Origin of the sequence: Streptomyces sp. NPDC051561 (genome assembly GCF_044454195.1) — a bacterium.
Taxonomy (GTDB): Bacteria; Actinomycetota; Actinomycetes; order Streptomycetales; family Streptomycetaceae; genus Streptomyces.
The window spans coordinates 1-20,662 of the sequence record NZ_JBITDM010000033.1 but is presented as its reverse complement, the minus strand read 5'-3'; the positions used below and the strand labels follow the sequence as shown (position 1 = coordinate 20,662).

Here is a 20,662-nt window from a genome sequence, read left to right as displayed (position 1 = left end):
CGCGCCGAGTAGCGGCGCGGGTGGGGAGTGGACGGGGGCTACGGCTTGGGCCACTGCTGCAGAAGACGTTCGCCCGCTGCGCTGACCTCGACCAGCCGGATATGCGTTTGGGGGTGGGATCCGTAAAGGCCGATCCAGGAGGTGAGGGTGCGGTCGGCGGTGGCCCGGTTCTCCCAGAAGCCGGCCACTTTCGGCCCGCCGAGGGTGAAGCGCAGCTCGGTCCGGTACGTCGTGACGGGGCCTGCTGCGCGCGCTTGCCGGGGACGGTCCGGTGGGTGCGGGTGCGGGTGCGGGTGCGGGAGGGTCACCGGGCGATGCGCAGGGAGCAGGGGACGCCGGTGCTGATGGCCTGTGCCTGTTCCTGGAGGTCGGTGTCGCGGAAGCCGAGCAGGGCCCGGTCGGCGGCGCGGCGCAGCAGGGGGACGATCGTGGCCGTTGGCCGGCCCCGGTGGGTGGCGGCGAGGGTGTCGAACGTGTCCTGGTAGGAGGGGGCGGTCCGGGGGCGGGGGGTGTCGTTCATTGGTCTCTGCTCCTGTGGGCGAGGGGTGTTTCCGGGCGGGGGGTCCGTGGGCCGACGCTATGGGCCGCCTCTGACAGCCCCGCCCCGGCAGGGCCTTGCGTCCGCATCGGGTGGCGGCTGGCGGCCCGGTCGCGGGGGGAGGTGGTGCGGCCGGGCACGGCGAGCGACGCGGCGGTGAGGGCGGCGGGCCCGAACCGGGCGCGGACCCGGTCGGCGGCGGCCTCCGCAGCGTGGGCGCGGTCGTCCTGCGGGTCCAGGGACAGCTGGTGGGCCACCGTGTCGGCCGGTTGCAGGCTTTCCGCGCGCAGCGCGAGGGTGCGGACGCGCGCGCGTTGCAGCCCGAGCCGGTCGTACATCTCGTAGGCGGTGGCGGTCAGGGCGGGGGTGTGGTTGCTGGGCACGGACAGGGCGCGGCTGCGGGTGGTGGTGGAGCGGTCGGCGTAGCGGACCTGGAGGGACAGGGCCGCGGCGGCGTCCCCGGTGGTGCGCAGCCGCTGCCCGAGGCCCTCGGCCAGGGCGAGCAGCGCGTTGCGGTGCGCGAGGGCGTCCAGCTCGTCTCGGGGACAGGCGTGCGAGGCGGAGAGCGAGCGGGCCGGTTCGTGGGGTTCGACCGGGCGGGGGTCGATGCCGCGGGCCCGCTCGTGCAGGAGTCGGCCGGTGGCCGCGCCGAGGATGCGCTGCACGGTCAGCAGCGAGGCGTCGGCGAGCGCGCCGATGGTGTGCAGCCCGTACCGGGCGAGTGTTCTCGCCACTGCCGGGCCCACGCCGGGGAGTGCGCCGACCTTGCAGGGGCGCAGGAACTCCTGGACCGTCTCCGGGTCGGGGCCGACGGTGGTGATGCAGCCGGGCGCCGTCCTGTCGGCGGCCATCAGGGCCAGGCTGCGGGTCGGCGCGATCCCGACGCTGGAGGACACCCCGTGCAGGCCTGCGGCGCGCAGCTGGATCATCGCGGCCAGTCCGGCGGCGTCGGTGTCGTGGTAGCGCAGGGCGCCGGACACATCGAGCTCGGCCGCGAACGGCGGCAGCGCATGCACCCGGGGGGTGGCCTCATGCAACAGCGCCAGGAGCCGCTCGTACACCTCGCCCTCACCGGAGAAGTGGAAGTGCACCCGCAGCACTGTGCTGGCAGGCGCCTCTCGGCCCGTCTGCTCGCTCACGAGCACCTCCCACACCGCGCTAAGTCGAACCTCTGTTCTATTTAGAGTACGTCGCGGGGCGCTGTTTTGCGACGGACGGGTGCGGCCGGTGGGTGCGGATGGTCCTTGACGAGGCCGTTGCTGCGGCAGTGGCCAGGTGTGACGCCTGTCCTGCGCTGCCGGGGCGGGGTCAGCGGCTGCTGGTCCGCTCTTCGCGCTGTGCGCGGGCAGCGCGGACGGCCCGGTCCCATTGAGGCAGGGAGCCGCCTTCACGCTGGGCGAGTTCGCCAGCGGCGCCGCGGCGCCAGCCGCCGATCTCGTCCAGGTAGGCGGCGGCGACGGCGATCCGCCGCTCGGTTTCGGCGTTGGCGCCCCGGGGCGGGTTGGCCGTCCTGCGGGCGCCGGTGGCGATGTTGTTGCCGGTGCGGCGCTTGTCGAAGTCCTGGAGGTCGCGACGGCGGAAGACGCGCGCCTCCTTGCCGCTGTCGAGCACCTCGGTGCCCGCAGGCTCGGGGAAGTAACCGGGGTTGTCCCGCAGGTACTTGCGGATCACGGCCGGCTCGGCGAAGTGGAAAATTTTGGCGGCCTCGCCGATCGGGATGAGGTCCTCGGGGTGGCCCTGGTAGAGGGCGGGGTCGGTGGGCAGGACCTTCTTCTGTTTCTTCTCCTGGTGTGCGGCGAAGAACCGCTCGAACTGCTCCTGGTCGAAGTACTCGACCCGGTTGACCGTGGCGGTCTTCTCGGGGAAGCGGGTGGCGGGGTCGGGGTTGTCCAAGCGGTGCTTGTGCCAGTAGCCGACGGTCACTTTGCTGGCGCCGGAGCGCTCGGCCATCCAGTCGCGGCTGACCAGAGTGCGGCCGCCGACGGTGATTTCGGCGGGGTGGGCGGTCTCTGTCATGGCGGGCTTCTCCGGGGTGCGGGCTGGCGGGCGGGCGGGGGTGTGCGAGGGGAGTGTCCGGCGGGCCTAGAATGTCAGCGTTCCTTTCCTTTGGTGGGTTGGAACGTCGATGGCCGGCAGGCGTTCGGCCGGGTTGCCGCCCGGGTCGACACCCCTAGGGGTGCCTCTGCCGGCCATCATCACGACGTACCGCCAATGTGGACACTTTTAAGTTTGCTCCCGCTCGGTGTGGGTGTCAACCGTGCCGCCGGCGAAATGACCGCAGCCGCAGAGCCCGCCCAGCCTTCCCGGGGCCTTCCCATGGTGCTGTCCGGTCCCGGCCGGGACCGTCCCCAAGTCCCTGAACAGCTCATTCGCTTCCGGCGTACCTGCCCGCCGCGCCCGCGGCCGTGCCCTGCGGGCAGGGGGTGCGGCCGTTTAGCTTGCGCATTAACCTCCGGTCGCGGGCTGGGTAAGTAGTTGGGATACCCGTTGGGGCGAGACGCCGAGGATGTGGGCGATGTCCCGGCCGGTCATGTCCTGGCTCTTGAGGGCTGACGCTGTTCGTCGAAGCTCCGCTGCCGCTTGTAGTTGGGCCTTGTGAGCGTCGACGGTTGCCTGGGTTGAAGCCTTGATGCGTCGGTTGAGTTCCTTGCCAAGGTCGACCTTGAGTTGAACACCCTGATCGGCCCCGGGTGCGTCCGCGGCTTTCATGAGCGCACGTCCACACTCGGCTGCCTCACTCAGTCGGCGCACGTAGGCGGGGGCGAGTCCCTCCATTTCGAGCATCCATCCGCCGTCGGCGCGACGGGCGATGATCCTGGGCAGCTCCATACTCAGCACCCTCCTCGGGACGAGATGGAAAGTCTATCCCCCCTAGAGGGCTATCTCTAGGGGGGATAGACGAAATCCGTGGTACGGCTTCTCCCTACCGTTCGGGTCTTCAGTCGAACCTGACCAGCGGCGGGGGGGCGGGTCTCCCATGACGGCATGTTCCCAACTGTCAAAGGCACTTTGCGCCGCCCGTGCCACATCGCGAAGGTTCTCGCATAGCTACCTAGAACAACGTCCCGGGCACCCATCCGGGCGCCGTGTCCTCCTGGCGGGCGCCTGCGGCAGCTGCCGCAGGTGTCGGCGGCCCGTCCTTGGCCGGAGCTGCTGCCCGTGCGCCAGCCGGGTGCTCCGTACGCCGCGGGCGCCCCCGGCGGGGCTTGGCGGCGGACGGTTCCTTCGGGCAAGGGCAGCGGCACCACCAGATGCACGGCGTACCGCCGGCGCGCAGCAGGAGCGGGGCGACGGCCTGCCCGTGATGGTTGTGCACCCAGTCGGTGCTGCTGTCCACGTGCGGGCCGCCCTTCTGGCGGTGCACGCACCACTCGCAGCGGCTGGCCAGGCAGTTCCAGCACGTTCCCCGTTCACAGGTGCTCCACCGCCAGAACCCGAAGGGGTATTTGCGGTCGATCTCCAGGTAATGCTCGGGCCAGACGCGCCTGCGCACCCATTCCCCCTCCGGCTCGGGCATCGGCGACGGGTTGGGCACCGGGTCGGTGATGCCCATGAGCAGCGCGCCGTGCAGATTCAGCAGGGGAGTGCGGCGCACCGCCGCGAGTTCACGGTGGGTGAGGGTGCGCTGCGGGCGCCGGACAACCGGCCAGCGGTGAGCCGTTGCCGCTGCCGGTGCTGTGCGGGGGGCGGCTTCCGGGCGGGCCGCTGCGGGCGGGCGGGGAGCGGCGGGGGCGGCGACGGGTGACGGTGTCGGCACGCCGGGGCAGTACCCGCCCTCGTCCTCCCACTGCTCCTGTGCCTCACGCCCGGCCCGTTCCTCCTGTTCGGCCAGAGTCACCGGCCGCCGGTAGAAGCGCAGCGCGAGATGGTCGAGCGGGGGCAGACGGCGGGCCGCCGCCTTCTTCTGGTCGCTGCTCATCCAGCGTTTCGCCGAGAGGGTATACCGGGCCTCGTACGCCGCCCGATCGTCCGGGTACAGGCCTGCGGGGTGCAGGCGGACCAGCGCCAGGGCGCGTTCGCCCATCGGGCTGAGCGTCAGCTGCCGGACCCCGTCGTCGTGACCGGCGGCGACCAGGAACCGGGCGGCATACAGGGGCAGCGTCCGGTCCTTGCTGACCAGGCGCCCGCCGTCCCGGACTCCGGGCCGGGAGGCCAGGCGTGCCCGGCCGCCGCGCCAGAACAGGCGCCCGGTCGCCGCCGCTTCCACCACCCGCAGGTGGCCGATCGTCCAGCCGAGCGCGCTCACGAAGTCCTCGGCCAGATCCCGGTTGCGGGCCTCCCGGTCGCGGTTGTCGCTGTCCATGCCGGTGACCGCGCGCGCCCGCGCCTCCTCCTGTGTCTCCTGGGCGCGCGCGGCGCTTTCCCATTGGGCACGCCATGCCCGTTGTTCGGCGGTGGCGGGGCGCTCCGGGCGGGTGCGCAGCGCGGCCGCCGTCGTCTCCGTGCCGGCGGCGGTCTGGGCGCGGACCGCGGCTTCGACGGCAAGGGCCGCGTACCGGGCGCGCCGGTGCTCGTCGCCGGATGGGTCCTGGGCCAGGCGGGCGTACCGCTCGGATTCGCAGGCTTCCTTGTGGGCGGCGTGCATGGCGTCTTCCCGGTGGGCGCTCTGCCCGCACGGTGCGTGGGATGCGGCGTGCATGGCGGTGTCGGCGGCGGCGACGGCGAGCGCGGCGGCCTGCCGGGCCGTCTCGACGGCTGTCGTCCGGGCTGGGGCGACGGGGCGGGCCTGGTGATGGTTCTCGGACACGGGCATGGGAGGTCCCCTGAAGACGTGAGGTGTGCGGGGTGGGAGGGGCGGCAGGGGTGGGGGAGGGGGGCGGGATCCGCCCGGCTTCCCCACCGGCCGCTGGGGGTTCAGGTCTGTGCAGCGCGGGGGGGGGCGGGCCGGACGGCTCACCGGGGCTGCACGAGGGGCCTGGCGGGTCAGAACCAGCCGCGCCCGGCGTTGTACTGGGCGATGCCGCGCCGTGCGAACGCCACCGCAGGGGCCGAGAGTTCGTCCAGTGCGCCCACGGTCACGCTGACCAGGCCCGGCCAGTCCCGGTGCACGGACGTGTGGAAGGCTTCCGCGTCTTCGCCCGGCACCGGGCCGCACCAGTGGTGGCGCAGGGTGCTGGTGTCCAGGACGACCAGATAGGGCTGGAAGTCGCGGGTGTTGTGCGGGCGCGCGGGCTGAAGCGTGGTGTCGGCGAGCTGCGCGCGGGCGTCAGCGAGGAACTCCGTCACGTACTTGCGGGCCTCTCGGGCAGAGCTGCTCGCGTTGCCGGAGTGGTTCCAGGCGGCTTCCATCTCCTGGTCGGTACCGAACTCCACGGGGCCGTACTGGCTGATGATCCGCCGCGCCCACGCCTCCCTGCGTTCCGCGTGCATGTCGGCCTGGCGGGCGGCCAGGCCGACGGCAGCGACGGGCCGGTGCAGGACGGCAGCCGCGCACCGGGGGCCGAAGTGCACCGCCGGGCCGCTCTCGCCCCCGCCCGTGTCCAAGGGGGCCAGGGCGACGGTGTGTTCCAGGCCCTCGTGTCCGCAGCACACGCACGTGGTGCGGTGGCGGGCGGTGCCCTTCACCGCCCACCGGGGGAAGTGGGCGGTCAGGGCAGGGTGTGAGTCGATCATGGTGGTGCTCCTGGTGGGTCGGACCCCGGTTGCCGCCGGGGACGGAAGAAGGTGGACAACGGTGTGCCCGGCTGCCCCTGGCCGTCCCGGGGCGGCGGGCCCCGGGACAGCCAGGTGGGCGGTCAGGCGGGTGGTGCGTGCAGGCGCCGCGCCGTCAGCGGTCGGCGTCGGCCGTGGTGTGCAGGTCGATGACCAGCGTTTCGCCGTGCGGGCCGTCGACCTCCAGTTCCGGCGGCCATGCGTCCGTGCCGTACGTGGTGAGCTGCTCGTACGCGAGCTCTGCGGCTTCCTGCGGGCTGGCCGCCTCGAAGTCGGCGCGCCACGTGACCTGGTAGGTGGCCGGGCGGCCGGTGGTCGGCGTTTCGGAAGCGGGCATGGGTTGCCTCCTATTCAGGGGGCCGGGCACGGGGCCCGGCCGGTATGGGGCGGGGTCAGCGGGGGCGGTTGTCGGGCAGTGTGCCGACGGCGGTGGCGATGCCCAGGCGCCACCATTGGGCGCGCTCGGAATCCCACTCGGCGCGGACGAACTCCGGCACGGGGAAGCCCAGGTGGGTGCGCGGCGCGCGGGGGTGGGGGTCGGCCGGGACGGGCTGCGGCTCGGGCGCGGGGGCGGTGATCAGGCGGGCGGCCTCGGCGGTGCCGACGGCGACACCGTGTTCGTGCCCGGGGCCCTTCAGGCCCCACACGGGCTGTCGGCTGTGCCGTGTGAGGTAGGTGATCTGCCACGGGGTGCCGTCGAGGCCGGTGGCGGTGTGGGTGGCGCGGGGGCCGGGCTTCAGTCGGCTGGCTCCGGTGTTGCCGAGCGCGGCGGCGAGCTCCTGGAGGAAGGTGGGCGGGGTGGTGCGGGGCAGAACGCCCATGGGTTTCTCCTCTCGGTGCCCCGGACGGGGCACCGGATCCAAGGGGGGGCGTGCCCGGCCGGCGGGGCGGGGCGCAGACGCGGGTCCGCTGCCCGGTGGCCGTGCGCGGTGTGGGGGTGCGGGGCGGGCCGTGGGGCCCGCTCCGGGAGGTCAGCGGCGGATCTCGGTGCGGACGGCGGCGGCGCGGGCCATCACGAGGTCGGCGCGGGATGCCTGGGTGAGCTGGCGCATCCAGGTCACGGTGGCCCCGGCGAGGTCCCGCAGTTCCCGGACGCCGCCGGTCCGGCACTCGCGTGCCCGGCTGGCGAGCCGCTGGTGCTCGGCGGTGATCTCGTTCTCGGTGTGCACGAGCGCGGCGTGGCATCCGCGGAAGGTCTCGGTGCGGGTGAAGCCGCAGCGGCCGGGCTCCATCTGGTGCAAGACCAGGGAGACGCCAGGCCAGCCCATCGAGGTGGCCGGGGTGAGGGCGACGTCGATCAGGCACGTGACGCTGCTGTCGTGCAGCGGGGCGTGCGGGTAGGGGCGGGCCGGGCTCGGCACGGCGGTGCGGGCGCGCGCTTCCAGGTGAGCGGTGAAGTCCTCGGGGCGGGGGTGGTCTCCGGTGCGGTGCAGGCGGTTGAGGTAGGCCGCGACGGTGGGGAGCTGCCAGGCGGGGGAGCCGAAGGGGGCTGCGGGCATGGCGTGCGACGTGATGGTGGCGCCGGTGCGGTCGGCGGACACGATGGTCGCCTGGACCACGCACAGGAACGGCTTGTGGGGGTTGAGCACGGAGGTTCCTTTCACGCACCGGAGGGTGCGTGCGTTGTGGTGGGTTGGAGGAGGGGTTGCCGCCCCACTTCGTTACAGTTGTAAGTATACACTCTTTTTGGGTGTGGGGCAACCACGCACCACGCCACCGGGACTCCCCGGGGCGTCCCGGTCAGCCTGCGATCCGCAGGTCCGGGCGCGCCTTCGGGGCCGGCGCGGGCTCGCCCCCGTCCGGGTCCGGGTCGAACCGGGTCCCGGTGCGCGGGTCGCTGCGGCGGGGCGGCCGGATGTCCCCGGAGGGGAAGTGCAGCGGCCAGATGAACGTGGCCGGGTCCTCGATGTGATTGACCATGTGGGCGAGCGATTCATACCCGGCGAACAGCGGGTGGATGAGCACCCGGCCGTGCCGGGTGCGGCCCTCGATCAGCCCGGTGTCCCGCAGCTCGGTCATCGCCCGGGAGATCGCGCTCTGCGTGGTGTCCAGCCGCGCGGCCAGGTCGGCCTGACGCACCCGCACCTCCCCGCCCGGCGCCTGGCGCGCGGTGAGCACGTCGAAGACGTCCCGCGTGGTGGGGGTCAGGCGGGCGTTCGGCAGCTGCTCCCATGCGGCGGGGTTGTGGAAGCCGGGGATCCCGCTCATCAAGACCTCTTCTCGGGCAGGGGGATGACAATCTTGTGCCTGGTCAGTGTGGCGCTTCCCAGCCGGGCCAGCAGCAGCGCGTGCTTGCGGCTGCTGAACCGGTAGGCGTAGGTGGGGTTGAGCTGGTATCGGCCGTTGCGCACCTTCCACACCAAGTGGTGGCGGGACAGCTGGGCCAGTGCCCGCTGGATCCTGGTCTGGCTGCAACCGAAGTACCGGGCCAGGGAATCCTGGGTGACGCCGACGGTGCCGTGGTCGTCGTGGGTGACCGTCATGTGGTCCAGGAGGTCGCGCGCCATCGCCGACAGGCCGAAACGCCACAGGTTCAGGTGAAGCTCCTGCGAGAGGTTCACGTGCCGCCCGCCCGGGAACCCGTAGGGCCGCGGCGGCGGTGAGAACTGCACCGACCCGCCGTGCCGGCTGATCCGATCCAGCGTCTCGACCAGGCCGCGCTCGGCGGGCTCGTCCCGTCCGGTCGGCACCGGTGCCAACGGGCGCTCGGCGGGGCGCGGTTGTGCTGGCTGTGCCACGGTGACCTGCTCCTTCTTGGAAAAGCAGACGCGTAATATAGCGTCCAAGCTATTTTTTGCGGGTTTTTATGCGCCTGAGAGCGCCGCATTTGACGGGGGGATTTATTCGGGTACTGCGCATAAATCTCGGGGGCCCGCAGCACCGGTTTATGCGTGCAGGCGAATAAATCGGCGGCAAACATGCAGGTCAGAGGGCTGCCGTTATCTCTTAAAGTGGCCGGGGTGCCGGGCCGGGGCCGGGCGGGGTTCCCTCCCGGCCGTCCGCGCGTGCCCGCCGGGCCGTGGGGGCACGGGTGGACCAAAGGCCAGCAGCGGGGCCGGGGACGGTGGTGGGCTCGGGTGGTCCCCGTCCACGCCTGACCGCGTGCCGCGCCGTGCCCCCCGTCCCTTCGTTGGGCGCGGGCAGTGAAGGCGGTGGGAGGACTGGTCCGGCCGTCAGCTGCGGGCCTGAGGCCGGGGAGCCGCCCCGTCGGCAGCACGCGGAGCGCTGCTGTGCGCGGGCAGCGCGCGGGAAGCGGGGGCATGGCGGACTCCTCGGTGGTCGGCGGCCGGTGACGGCTGCTCAGTGAACGCACCCGGGCTGACCGGTTCGCTGACCATGCAGGGGTGACCACGATTACGAGACGGACACACTTGCGTGGTCAGTCGCCTGGTCAGTGCCCGAGGGGATACCGGATGGGCCTCCAGCGCCCCCGGGGGCGGGATCAGGCCCCTCGGGGGCGGCCTACCAACGCCTGGACCCGGACTGTCACTGTGCTGGGCCTCGGCGAGCTGGCGGCCGGCGCCCCGGGCGCCGCAGTACCGGTCAGGGGCGACCCGTCGCGTGCCGCGTCGTCCTGACCTCGCAGGCGAACCATGCGGCGGACTGGTGCTCACTCATGGGTCCACCCGTAGGAGGGCGCGGCAGACCGCTTCGGCCTGATCGGGGGTCAGGTAGTCCAGCTCCATGCGGACGCTCTCGCCGTCGTGGGCGACAGTTGCGCTGATCCGCGGCTGGCCGTTGCCGTACGAGTGGCTCGTGACGGTGACGCGGTCGCGGTCCTGGTAGGACTCCGAGACGTGGGCGCCGGGCAGCATGTCCCGCAGGTGTTCGGCCACGGCATCGCGGGTGTCCCTCTCGCGGGCGTAGCGGGCCCGGTCGTCGGCCAGTTCGGTCAGCGCCGCGTCGTAGAGGGGGAGCATCCGCCGCCGCAGGTGGGATGCGAGGTGGTACGGAATCCGGCGGGAGGGCAGGTCGGCGGTGATGGTGATCTGCGGGGAGTCGGCGCTGTAGAGCAGCCAGTGGTCCGCGCTGCGGTCCATCTGCCCGTACGCCATGATGCGCGCCCCCTCGCCGGTCAGCCGGATGCGGTAGGGGTCACCTCCCCGGCGGGGGGCGGTCAGCAGAACGGCACCGGGCCACGCCGCCTGGTCCTCGGGAGCGGCCTGCCAGCCGCGTCCCAGCAGAGCGGCGGCGCGCCGCGCGGTGGTGAGAAGAGGGGGTTTCATCGGGGCCTTTCAGGTCCTGGGGCCCCGGGCCGGGGCGCTTTGTGAGCCCGCGGCCCGGGGGCGGTGCGCAGGTGGCTACTGCGTGCGGTAGGCCGGGATCAGCGCGCGGACCTTGTCCTTGCCGATGCAGCCGCCCGCGTGCCGGTGGGGGGAGGGCGGGTTGCCGTTGCGGCCCCGGTGGTGCGACCAGTGCCGGATGCCGACCCAGCCGCACAGCATGCAGCGCAGGTACCACCCGTTGTCACTGCCGGGGAACCCGGTGCATACCGGGCGCCAGAAGTGCTCGGCCAGACCGGCGAACGCCTTGCGGGCGTTGTCGCGGTTGGTCGGGTTGTCGGGCATCCGGGGGTGCAGCAGGGGGAGTTCGCCGAGGATCTCCCTCGGCGCGTCGGTGGTCAGCAGCTCCTTCAGCGGGATGGGGGTGAGCTGTCCGGTGCGGTACTGCGTCAGGAGGTGGGTGGCGGCCATGTCGATGCCCTTGGCGCCTGTGAGCGGGCGGCGGAGATTGGTCTCCTGTCCGCCGGAGAGGACCAGCCAGTCGCGATGCCACCGGAATGCCTGCCCGAGCGCGAGGTCTTGTCCGTCCTCGGTGATGATCACCGGCTGGCGGCAATCGAAGTCGGGTTCCCCGATGCGGTAGGGGAGGGGGGTGGTCGGGGTGGTGCTCATGGATGTGCTCCTGGTGGGTTGGTGCCGGAGGGGTTGCCGCCCCGCCGTAACTACAGTTGTAAGTTTACTCCCATGTGTGGGGTTGTCAACCCCGCACGGATCGGCGAACCGGGCCAGCCGGTGCCCGGCAGCGTCGGCCGCGGTAAGAACCGCGTCCAGATACAGGCCCTTCAGCACCCGTACGGGCAGGCCCTGTTGGCGGTGCCACCGGTAGGCCATTGCCATCCGGCCCGCAGCAGAGATCCACACCTCATCCGAGTGCGATAGCTGCGACAGCCAGCCCCGGGCCAGGAGGATCGCGGTCTGCGTGCGCGGGATCCGGAAGAAGCCCGCGTCGACTCGGCAGGGGGCACCGGTGCTGTCCCGCAGGATCCGGGCGCCCTTCTCGCACTGCTCGATCAGTAGGAGGTCGTCGAACTGCCGCTGCGTGAGCTTCTTCGGGTGGGTGACGGAGGTGAGCTCCACCGCCCGCCGGTTCCCGCGCGGGGAGATCCGGACAGCGCCGTACTCCGCCACGTGGAGGCCACGGCGCCGGGCGGCCGACCGCCGGAAGAGGCAGTCGGCCTCGATGCCGGTCACGTATCCGGTTGACCATGTGCTGTCCGAGAACACGGTCTCTTTGGAAGCGGCCGGGGTCATGCCGCCGGGCAGGTAGGGGCGGGGAGTCAGGATCCCGCTCTTCAGGTAACGGGTAGCGGGGTGGGGCACAGTGCACTCCTGAAGGAAGAAGGGGGCGGGGGCGGGCAGTTCCGGCGGGCGGGCTGAGGGCCGCACGGGATCCCGCCCCCGTCGGGGGGGGCTATGCGAGGCAGGCGCGGCAGTCGTCGACCGTGAACGGGGTCCGGGTGGTGAGCGGGAAGACGATGCATGCCCGGGGGGCCGGCTGGGCGTTCCGGGCGTCCTCGGCGTCGGCGTACAGCCGTCCGTCGCTGCTGCCGTCCGTGTTTCGCACCGCCACCCACCCCAGCACCGAGCCGCCGCGCCATTGGCGCGGCGCGCTCTTCAGGTGGCGGTTGACCGCTTCGGCCATCCGTTCCGCTGCCAGGGTCCGCGCGTGGTCCTGCCGGGCCATGGCGGCGGCCTGGCCACGGCTGGTGGCCGTGTAGCAGTGCATCCTCAGCGGCTGGTACGTGAGGTAGAAGTTCGCCAGCTGGGACAGCTGGGCCTCACGGGCGGCGTCGGTGTCGTGGTCCGTCTCGCGCTCGACGTGCACCACACGAAACCCCTCGTGCCCCTCCTGGAAGAGGTCCGCTTCGACAGGGCGCCGGTCGTCGGTCACGACGAAGTACGGGGCGCGGCGCTTGAGGAGATCCGGGCGGTACTCCTGGAGCTCTTTCAGGGCGGCGGGGTTGCTCTCCGGGTGCAGCGTGACCCGGGTCCCGGCCGCGTTGCCGAGCGTGGTCAGGTACCGGTACACGGCCTCGCAGGCGCTGGCGGCGTGCTCGGTGACCAGCGTGCCGCATCCCTGGTCGGCGTGCGTGGCCAAGCTGTCGAAGAGTGTGTCGCTCTCCTCGGCGTCCTCGGGGGCGGCGCAGACGTGCCAGAGGGTGAACGTGTCGACGTTGGCCTGCCCGAGAACGAAGAACTCCCGGACGGCGGGCGTGTTCTGCTGCATGGGTTGCTCCTGTGATGGGGGGAGGGGTGGGCCCGGTCGGGCCCACCGGTGGGCGGCGGTCAGGCGGTGCGCTGAGGCGGGACGCGGGGGCCGTCGACGGGGCGGCGGGGGCCGGGGATGGGGCGGCGGGGGATGACCGGCTCGTTGTCGGGGTGGTTCGGCACGGTGGTGCTCCTTGTGGTGGGTTGGGCGCGGATTGCCGTCCGCACGGTCAGGGGCACGGTGGGGGCCGGGGGAGTGCGGTCCCCACCGGGTGGCGGTGCTGGAGGCCTAGTACCAGTGGCCGGAATTGTTGCGGCGGCGGACCAGGGTCCTGCCGTACTCGGCGGGGGCGGAGTAGGGGTATTCGACCCACGCCCCGGCCCGCCAGGTCGCCAGTACGGTGCCGGGGCCGACGCTGGTGACGTGCTGGACGGTGAGGGTGTCTCCGGGGCGCAGGCCGAGGAAGTCAGGCGTGGTCACGTGGGCGCTGTTCCTCCACCACCGGCGGTACGCCTTGGGCTCGCACGGTGCGGCCGGCATCGGTTCGAAGAGGTCGCCGGGCCGGTAGTCGTAGGCGTAGCGGTCGTCCAGAGAGAGGGCGGTCTGGGCGAGCGTGGGGCTGTAGAGGTGACCGCGGTCGAATGCCGCCGGGACGCTTGAGCGGGGGTACTCGGGCATGGCTCTCCTGAGGTGCTGGTCTGGGGGTGTGGGGGGCCGCCCGGGGGCCGGTCGGGGCCTGCGCCCCGGGCGGGAAGCGGGTCAGGCGGGGAGCTGGTCCGGGGTGATCTGCCGCTGGGAGACCACGACTCGGACATCCCGCACCCGGAGGGTGGCCGGGTCGGGGTAGCTGCTGGACCCGCTGCGGCGGGCTCCGGCGGTGTGGCGTTCGCGGACGTCCGCGACCCAGGAGAGGAAGCTCCGCACGTGGTCGCCGGTGGGCAGGGCAGGGGGCCCGTAGTTCTCGCACCGGAAGTAGCGGCGGACCTCGTGGGCGGTGGCGGGGAGTGGGGGCAGGGGGGTCGGCTCACCGGGTCCGGGGAGGTCCGCGACCGTGATGGGGCTGTCGGTCTTGGTCATCACGTGCTCGGTGAGGGTGACGTCGGTGCGTCCCTGCGCGGTCATGGCCGCGTGGTGGCGGCGGACTGTCGCCGGGCTGGTCAGGGGCTTCCCGGTGCGCGTTCCGGGGCGGGTGCGGTAGGAAACGGTCCAGTACCGCAGGTGCGTCTGCATGGGGTTCCGATCTGTGGTGGGTTGGTGCCGGGGGGAGGGGTTGCCGCCCCTCCCATGCCAACAATTGTAAGTCTACTCTCATGATGAGGGGTGTCAACCCCCGTGATCTACCAGCGTGTTGCCCGCAGCATTCCTACCGGCGGGGGCGGGATGTGCCCCCGCCGGGGGCTCAGAAGGCGTACGCCGCACGCTCGTCCCGGTACTGCGTGAGCCAGTAGCGCAGGCGGGCCACGTCCTTCGCCGCTTCCTCGTCCAGCGCGTACACCGTCACGATGTACCGCTCCCGCCACCGGGGATCCCGGCGTACCGACTGGTGGAACTCCTCCGCCCCCTCGACCGGCACGGCGCACGCCATGTACACGCGCGACGCATCCCGGTCCGTGACAACGACATAGGGACGGAAGTCGGCGACGGTGTGCGGCCGGACGGGCCCGAGCGTCGTGTCAGTGAGCTGGGCCCTGGCCATCGACAGGAAGTGTTCGACCTCTTCCCGTGCGCCCCGCCCGGTGTACTCGGGGTTGCAGCTGTACCAGGCAGCGGCCATCTCGCGGGTCGTGGCGAACTCGTACGGCCCGTACTTACTGATGATTCCCCGCGCCCACTCGTCGCGTTCGAGCGACTGCCTGCGGGCGGCACTGGCGGCGTTGGTGACGAACGTGGTGGTGCGCCGCATGGCGGCGGCGGCGCACGCGGTGCCGTAGTAAACGGCGTCGCCGTCCTCGTTCCCGTCCTCGTCCAGCGGGATCATGGCGACGGTGCGTTTCAGGTTCTGGCGGTTGCAACAGTCGCACGTGGTGCAGTCGTCCGTCACTCCCTTGATGACCCAACGGGGCAGGGACGGGCGGGGCATGGTGGTGTTCACGTCGTACTCCTTGAGGTGGGCTGGTGGCACCGGGCCGGTTGCCGCCGGTCCGGTGCGCAGCGGGGCGGGGCGGCCGGCCCACCCACGGGGGTGGGCCGACTGAGGTGACCGGGGGCGCTGGCGGGCAGCGCCCCCGGGTGCTGCTACTCCTGCGGCGCGTCCTGCGGCGGGCCGTCCTCCTGCGCCTCGTCCGGCTCCTCCTGCGCGCCGCCGTCCTCGGGGTCCACCGCCGGGGGCTCGCCGGGGAGGGGGCCGTCGTCCGGGTCGGCCGACTCCTGCGGGGCCTCCTCCTCGGGCTCCTCCGCGTTGGGGGCGTCGGCCTGCTCGTCGCTGCCTTCGGCCTGCTCGTCCTGGCCGTCGTCGGCCTCGGACTCCTCCGGCTCCCCGCTGGGGTGGAAGGTGACGTTGTCCACGATGGCCTTCTCCACGGGAGACAGGGTGTAGCCGGTCGTGGAAAGGAAGGAAAGGTAGGTCCGGGCGCCGTCCCGGATTTCCTCGGTGTCCCAAGAGGGCTTGTCCGTCCGCCACGTCTGGACCTGGTCAAGCCGCTTTTCGTGGCTGGCGGCCAGCACCGCGAAGTTCATCAGCGCGAGCTTGCCCGGGGAGGCACCCGCCGGGATCCACTTGGCGCGCTCCTTGGCCTTCACGCTCTTGTTCTCACCCAGGAACTCGGCCAGCAGCGCTACCCGGGGAACGTCCCCGGCCCACTTCTCTACCTCCGGCGGGCAGATGAACAACTGCTCGGTGACCCAACCGGCCAGGGTCTTGGGGGCGGTCTTGCGCTGCAAGAACTCCTTGACCCATGCGCGCCTGGTCTTCAGTGCTGCCCGGTAGGCCTTGTTGCCCGCGAGCTTCACCGCGTGGGCCATGCCGTCCGGCTTCGGCTTGACGGGCGCCGGTGCCGGTGCCGGGCGCGGGGCGGGCGCGTCGTCCTCGTCGTCCTGGTCCTCGTCGTCGTCCTGGTCGTGGGGCGGGCGGAGCGCGGACTCCTCCTCGGCGTCGTCAGTGGCCTCCTCGGTCTCCTCGCCGTGGGGGTGGTCCAGGTGACCGTTGCCCTGCCAGTCGGTGCACCCGGCGTACAGCTCATCGGGGGTGTCGCTGACCTCTTCCCAGGAAACGGCGTGCCCGGGGCAAGCGGCGTGGCCGTCCTCGGTGAGCGGGTTGCCCTCCTTGTCCCAGAGGAATTCCAGCGGTTCGAGCTCCACCCCCTCTTCCAGCTCTTCGGGCTCGATCAGCCGGATACCGGCCGTGGCCAGCTCCTCGCGCACCACGTTGCGGGCCTCGCGCTCCTCGATGGCGTCGCGCTCGGCCGTCACCTGGTGCTCGAAGAGTCCTTTGCCGTGCGCGTCCAACAGGCGGGCCACAGCGTCGGGGTCGTCGTCGAACTCGCCGAGCACGGACAACACGGCAAGATCCAGCTCGTAGGCGTCGGACTCCGCCAGTGCCTCGCGGGTGCGGTCGCCGACCGTGCGGGCGGCCGTGAGGGACTGGGCGACCTGCTCCGCGCTGCGGCCGGAGCGCCGGACCACGGCGGCTTCGGTCATGCCCGACTCGGTGGCCAGGAAGAGGGCGTCCGCCTCCTCCAGCGCGCTGAGCGACTTACGGCCCTCCTCGGCATTCTCAACGATCATTTCGATGTACTGCATCCCCGCCGTGCGCTGCGCCGGGTCGACGACGTACACGGGCACTTCGGTGAGCTCTGCGGCACAGGCGGCGGCCAGTCGGCGCTTGCCCTGGATGACGTCGAAGACACCGGGGGCGTCTGCGGCGGGCTCCACCACGAGCGGGGAGATCACCCCGTTCTCGCGCACGCTGTTGATCAGCCATCCGTCCCCGATCTGCAAGTGGTGGCGGATGTTGTGCTCGGTGCGCAGCGCCGTGAGCGGGAGGGTCATGCGGGCCACCGGCGCGGCCGGTGCGGTCTTCTTCGGCATGTGGTTCCTGTTTCTGGTGGGTTGGTGCCGGAGGGGTTGCCGCCCCTCCGTTCTTACGGTTGTAAGTGTACTCTCTTCGGGGTTGTTGTCAACTCCCCTCTACCGGCACGGGCTCAACCACCGTCACCGTCGCGTTGTCCCGCGTCGGCCCCTTCACCTGCGCCGCCCGGAGCAACATCCGCGCCGCCACATGCGGCGGCCCCGGACAGTTCATCCCCGACCACAGATCTCCCGGCGTCACCGCCTGGTAAAGCCCATCCGTGCACAACACAAGCCGATCGACCGGCCCCAGCACCCGCACGGAAGCGGCCGGCTGCCCCCCGAGCACGCTCCGCGTCACGATGTGGTCATACCCCGGGGCCAACTCCCGCCAGAACGCGTCGGCCGACCCGCGCATCCGCTGCCCCTCGGTGTGATCCTCGGTCACCTGCTCCACCCGGCCCTCGCGCAGCACATACGCCCGGCAGTCACCCACCCAACCGATGTCCCACCCCCCGCCCACCCGCTCACTCATCGGCACCGCCACCACCAAGACACAATCCCCCGGGCGGTAACGGCCCTCGGCCTCCTCCCGGAGCGCGGCACGGGCGGCGTGCACCCCACACACCGCCCCGCCACGCACGGCGGCACGCACGGCGCTCCGAGCAGCGAACTCGGCCGCCTCCGCCGCATCGACGTCATCGCCGATCCCGTCGGCAACCGCCCAAGCCCGCTTGCCCGTCGCCGGGTCACGCTGCCAGTCGGCAGCATCCGCCATTTCATACCGGCGCCCTCGGGCGGCCACCGTGGCACTTGTCCAACGCATCACAGAACTCTCCTCACGAAACGGGGGTGCGGGGCGGGCGCAGCACAGGGCGCGCGCCCCTCTCTCTTGTCTTGCGCGCGCTCTGCTCCGCAGAGACGCCGCGCCGCCGCTACGCGGCGGGAAAGCGCAGCGCTCCGCGCTGCGGGGCCGGTGGGCAGCTGGCGTACCTGCGCGCCGATCGCTACGCGATCGTCACGCAGGCGGGCGCTCCGCACCCGAGAGCGCCGGTTGCGCCCTGCTCCGCAGGCCCCGGGGGCCGGTCCGGGGCTGGCTGCTCCCCGGACCGGCCTTCCATACCGGGCGGCTCTACCAATCGCCGTCGAACACGGGCTCTTCGTCCTCGGCGATATACGCCATGGCCTGTTCAGTCATTCCCCCGGGCGGGATGAACGTACAACCGGGGCGGCCGTCATCTTCCGGGCACGAGAAGAGGCCGTCCTTGCACGTGTGGCAACTACTCATGGTGCGGCTCCAATCCGGGGCTAGGACAACACGCCCGGCAGCACGGGGAAAATGGACTCCGCATGGTCGCGCTCAAGGGCGCGCCACTTCCGCGCGTCGAACGGGGCGGAAAGCGGGGTGTCACTTCCCCACACGCCTTCGGCGTGGTTCCACCAGTAACCCCAGAAGGTCAGCCCCGGGAAAATTCCATTCGCCGGTTCCGTCGACTCACGGACAAAGAAGAAGCCGTTACCGATGGCAAGCACCTGCCCGCCGAAAACCTCGTACGTCTCAAGCTCCATGCCAATTCCCTTCACGCTGTGGTGGGTTGGGGCTCCGTGGCCTTGCCGGACCGCAGAACCCTGGAATGGGGAGGGGAAATGGGCACCCCCTCCCCATTCCAGAGTCCTACCGGCCCTGCAACTGGGCGATAAGAACAGCGCGACGCATGGCGCGGTGAGCGGAGTCAATCAAAAACCCTCCGGCCCCTGCTGCGGCCTCCACCTCGGACTCTCCGCGAGCAATGCGGCTGAGGAATTCCAGCTGCACCGCGTCCAGGGTCGAATCCATCGTGAAACGGGCCATGAAGAAGTCGACGGAAAAACCCGTCTTCGTGGCGCAGGCCGTCGCGCTCGTCGCGATGACCAAACCGAGTAGCTGGCCCATACGCTCGGCGTCCTCGGCCGTCAGCGGGGCACTGTAGTGGTAAGACTCGGCCATGGGTGGTACCTCGTTCCTGGTGGGTTGGGCGCCCTTCCCGCCTTGCCGGACGGGAAGGGCACCGATAGCAATGAACGGACCGGCGGGGATACCCGGCCCCACGCCCCTAGTACGCGTGGGCGGGAATGCGGTCAATCTCCGTCGCGGGGGCGGGGTCGAAATAAAGATCCCGCTCCACCACAAACAACCCCCGAACCGAAATGTTCTCCATCTCCGGAAGAGAGAACATCCCCCATTCACCGTGAGTGATATGGGCCCATCCGAAAGCCAGACCGCTTTGCGGGTCCAACTCAGCCACATACCAGTCACAACCACCCACGAAGAAATGCGCGTGGAGAACCTTCTCCGACAACGGCACATCTTCATTCGCGTACAGGGCGGGGATTTTCTTCAGGGTGCTTTCCGGCGGGTAGAACTTGTGGCCTCGGCGCGCGCTGTTCTTTTCGGCGGGAAATGTCATTCTCGTGTGTTCCTTTTCAGACCGGTTCTCGGACTTTGGTGGGTTGGTCTGAGGGGAGGGTGGTTGCCGCCACCCTCCCGACAGTGCGTCAATTACGACTCAGGCTGCGAGAGTGAAAACCCTGCCGCGTAGATAACCCCCTCTTCCGACGGGATGGGGTCCCCGGTGACCGCGTCCGTGGTGTAAGCCGAATAGGTTACCGACTTGCTCACTGGGGCAACTCCGGAAGAGGTAACGGACCATCCTCGAACCGTTTCCTCATCCTCAGCATGGGTGCGCGCTACCAGCCCACCAGCACCAATTGCGATTACGCAGGCAAGGTTTTCAGTGAATTCCATAATGCAGTCCGGACAGATGGCGGAAAGGCCAGCCAACGTACTGAATTCCAGCGTGCACATGTACTCGGCTTCCTCGTCAGCGCACACCACGCTGTGCCGGCCGTCGGGCAGCCCTTCGATGAGAGCCGCTGTTGCCGTGTCCGCCAGGTTGAGAATTTCCGTGACATTCATGTTCATGCGCACGCTCCAGGTGGGTTGGTGGGGGTTGCCGCCCCCCTCGTCCTTACAGTTGTAACTGTACACTCATGGAGTGGCTAGATCAACCACTTACCGACCTCCGAGCCAAGTCCCCTTCGTAGTCCCCCTCGAAGCCTCCTTCGAAGTCCCCTACATAGCCCCCTTCAACGCTCCTAGCCCCCAAAGCGACATCCCCCCTGGTCAAGCCCCGTGGTAAGTCCCCTGAGAAACCCAGACAACCCCCTCACAGCCTCCTGTACCGCCACCCCTGGGAAAATAGGGCGGGGCAGCAGTACAGGACGCTGCTCGGGGGTTTTGGGCGGCTTCCTGGGTTCGGGTGCGGTCGCTGCGCTCCCGCGACCACCTAGACGCCGTGTGCGGCGTTCTGACGGCTTGTGACCCGTTGCCGGTCTCCTGCACTGGTGGGGCACTGCGGGCCCCTGAGGGGCGTTGTGGGGCTTTCTGGGTGGGTAGGTGTCGGGGAGGCGAGCGCGGGTCACGGGGCGTGGCCGGGCGGGTCGTGGTCCGGATCGCCGGGCTGCCGCTGAAGCCGGACGGCGAATACCTACCCCGGAGTCACCGGGCCGCCCAACTCCCCTACACAACAGGGGAGTTGGGCGGCACAACCCCGCCGGGGGAGGGGGTGCCCCCGGTTCTCGGATGTCGGGTAAGTTTTGTGCGTCCGATGTGGTTGGACGCAGGGGGCCCCGGGGTACGGGATGTAGGGGAGGGGTGTTCCTTCGGCCCTCACGGTGTGCAGTCGAGTTACGGGGGATTGGGTGGGCCACCCCGTAGCCAGCCACCCGCGAAGCGGGTCAACTCCACTGCGGAGCAGGGGAGTTGCTGGTGCGGAGCACCAAAGCTGAGGTCGGCCAGCCGACCTCAGCCCGGAGGCCGCGAAGCGGTCACCGGGCACACAGGGCCACGGAGTGGACCGGTGTCAGGATCGCGGAGCGATCCGTCAGAGGGCCGCGTAGCGGCCCCGCGTCGTCCTCGCGGAGCGAGGCGCGCGC

Annotated in this window: 24 protein-coding genes; all 24 read right to left on the bottom strand. The window is 71.1% G+C overall.

Annotated elements, in window-relative coordinates:
- Positions 1-38 precede the first annotated feature (38 nt).
- Positions 39-308, bottom strand: a complete 270-nt coding sequence (locus ACIA73_RS38555) for a hypothetical protein (protein ID WP_399443655.1) — start codon at positions 306-308, stop codon at positions 39-41.
- Positions 305-520, bottom strand: coding sequence for a hypothetical protein (locus tag ACIA73_RS38550; RefSeq protein ID WP_399443654.1), 216 nt, complete (start codon positions 518-520; stop codon positions 305-307). The genes ACIA73_RS38555 and ACIA73_RS38550 overlap by 4 nt, the downstream gene beginning before the upstream one ends.
- A complete protein-coding gene (locus tag ACIA73_RS38545) occupies positions 517-1,677 on the bottom strand; it encodes a DNA polymerase thumb domain-containing protein (protein ID WP_399443653.1) in 1,161 nt (386 codons plus the stop codon). The genes ACIA73_RS38550 and ACIA73_RS38545 overlap by 4 nt, the downstream gene beginning before the upstream one ends.
- A 169-nt stretch (positions 1,678-1,846) precedes the next feature.
- A complete protein-coding gene (locus tag ACIA73_RS38540) occupies positions 1,847-2,554 on the bottom strand; it encodes a hypothetical protein (RefSeq protein WP_399443652.1) in 708 nt (235 codons plus the stop codon).
- A gap of 429 nt (positions 2,555-2,983) precedes the next feature.
- A complete protein-coding gene (locus ACIA73_RS38535; RefSeq protein WP_399443651.1) occupies positions 2,984-3,367 on the bottom strand; it encodes a hypothetical protein in 384 nt (127 codons plus the stop codon).
- Positions 3,368-3,590: 223 nt separating this feature from the next.
- Positions 3,591-5,291, bottom strand: a complete 1,701-nt coding sequence (locus tag ACIA73_RS38530) for a DUF6248 family natural product biosynthesis protein (RefSeq protein WP_399443650.1) — start codon at positions 5,289-5,291, stop codon at positions 3,591-3,593.
- A 170-nt stretch (positions 5,292-5,461) separates the two neighbouring features.
- Positions 5,462-6,151 (bottom strand): hypothetical protein, encoded by a 690-nt coding sequence (locus ACIA73_RS38525; RefSeq protein WP_399443649.1) that lies wholly within the window; start codon positions 6,149-6,151, stop codon positions 5,462-5,464.
- A gap of 154 nt (positions 6,152-6,305) precedes the next feature.
- A complete protein-coding gene (locus tag ACIA73_RS38520) occupies positions 6,306-6,527 on the bottom strand; it encodes a hypothetical protein (RefSeq protein ID WP_399443648.1) in 222 nt (73 codons plus the stop codon).
- Between the two features lie 55 nt (positions 6,528-6,582).
- Entirely contained in the window at positions 6,583-7,011 is a 429-nt protein-coding gene (locus tag ACIA73_RS38515) for a hypothetical protein (RefSeq protein ID WP_399443647.1), read from the bottom strand.
- A 150-nt stretch (positions 7,012-7,161) separates the two neighbouring features.
- A complete protein-coding gene (locus ACIA73_RS38510) occupies positions 7,162-7,794 on the bottom strand; it encodes a hypothetical protein (RefSeq protein WP_399443646.1) in 633 nt (210 codons plus the stop codon).
- 136 nt (positions 7,795-7,930) lie between these two features.
- Entirely contained in the window at positions 7,931-8,398 is a 468-nt protein-coding gene (locus tag ACIA73_RS38505) for a helix-turn-helix domain-containing protein (RefSeq protein ID WP_399443645.1), read from the bottom strand.
- Positions 8,398-8,928 carry a hypothetical protein gene (locus ACIA73_RS38500; RefSeq protein ID WP_399443644.1) on the bottom strand — a complete coding sequence of 177 codons (531 nt, stop codon included), beginning with the start codon at positions 8,926-8,928 and terminating at the stop codon, positions 8,398-8,400. Before ACIA73_RS38500 ends, ACIA73_RS38505 begins: the two co-directional genes overlap by 1 nt.
- Before the next feature lie 876 nt (positions 8,929-9,804).
- Entirely contained in the window at positions 9,805-10,416 is a 612-nt protein-coding gene (locus ACIA73_RS38495) for a hypothetical protein (RefSeq protein WP_399443643.1), read from the bottom strand.
- Positions 10,417-10,491: 75 nt separating this feature from the next.
- A complete protein-coding gene (locus tag ACIA73_RS38490) occupies positions 10,492-11,793 on the bottom strand; it encodes a hypothetical protein (protein WP_399443642.1) in 1,302 nt (433 codons plus the stop codon).
- A gap of 91 nt (positions 11,794-11,884) precedes the next feature.
- Positions 11,885-12,700: a hypothetical protein gene (locus ACIA73_RS38485; RefSeq protein ID WP_399443641.1), complete on the bottom strand. Its 816-nt coding sequence runs from the start codon at positions 12,698-12,700 to the stop codon at positions 11,885-11,887.
- A gap of 270 nt (positions 12,701-12,970) precedes the next feature.
- Positions 12,971-13,360 carry a hypothetical protein gene (locus tag ACIA73_RS38480; protein WP_399443640.1) on the bottom strand — a complete coding sequence of 130 codons (390 nt, stop codon included), beginning with the start codon at positions 13,358-13,360 and terminating at the stop codon, positions 12,971-12,973.
- 81 nt (positions 13,361-13,441) lie between these two features.
- Positions 13,442-13,912, bottom strand: coding sequence for a hypothetical protein (locus ACIA73_RS38475; RefSeq protein WP_399443639.1), 471 nt, complete (start codon positions 13,910-13,912; stop codon positions 13,442-13,444).
- Between the two features lie 169 nt (positions 13,913-14,081).
- Positions 14,082-14,774: a hypothetical protein gene (locus ACIA73_RS38470; RefSeq protein WP_399443638.1), complete on the bottom strand. Its 693-nt coding sequence runs from the start codon at positions 14,772-14,774 to the stop codon at positions 14,082-14,084.
- 143 nt (positions 14,775-14,917) lie between these two features.
- Complete coding sequence (locus ACIA73_RS38465; RefSeq protein ID WP_399443637.1) at positions 14,918-16,708, bottom strand: ParB N-terminal domain-containing protein; 1,791 nt, start codon at positions 16,706-16,708, stop codon at positions 14,918-14,920.
- Between the two features lie 88 nt (positions 16,709-16,796).
- The gene (locus tag ACIA73_RS38460) at positions 16,797-17,465 is read right to left on the bottom strand and encodes a PP2C family protein-serine/threonine phosphatase (RefSeq protein ID WP_399443636.1); all 669 of its coding nucleotides are present in this window, start codon (positions 17,463-17,465) and stop codon (positions 16,797-16,799) included.
- Between the two features lie 530 nt (positions 17,466-17,995).
- On the bottom strand, positions 17,996-18,256 hold the full coding sequence (locus tag ACIA73_RS38455) for a hypothetical protein (protein ID WP_399443635.1): 261 nt from the start codon (positions 18,254-18,256) through the stop codon (positions 17,996-17,998).
- A 106-nt stretch (positions 18,257-18,362) separates the two neighbouring features.
- Positions 18,363-18,674, bottom strand: a complete 312-nt coding sequence (locus tag ACIA73_RS38450) for a hypothetical protein (protein WP_399443634.1) — start codon at positions 18,672-18,674, stop codon at positions 18,363-18,365.
- Positions 18,675-18,780: 106 nt separating this feature from the next.
- Complete coding sequence (locus tag ACIA73_RS38445) at positions 18,781-19,134, bottom strand: DUF2958 domain-containing protein (RefSeq protein WP_399443633.1); 354 nt, start codon at positions 19,132-19,134, stop codon at positions 18,781-18,783.
- Between the two features lie 92 nt (positions 19,135-19,226).
- A complete protein-coding gene (locus ACIA73_RS38440) occupies positions 19,227-19,649 on the bottom strand; it encodes a hypothetical protein (protein WP_399443632.1) in 423 nt (140 codons plus the stop codon).
- Positions 19,650-20,662 lie beyond the last annotated feature (1,013 nt).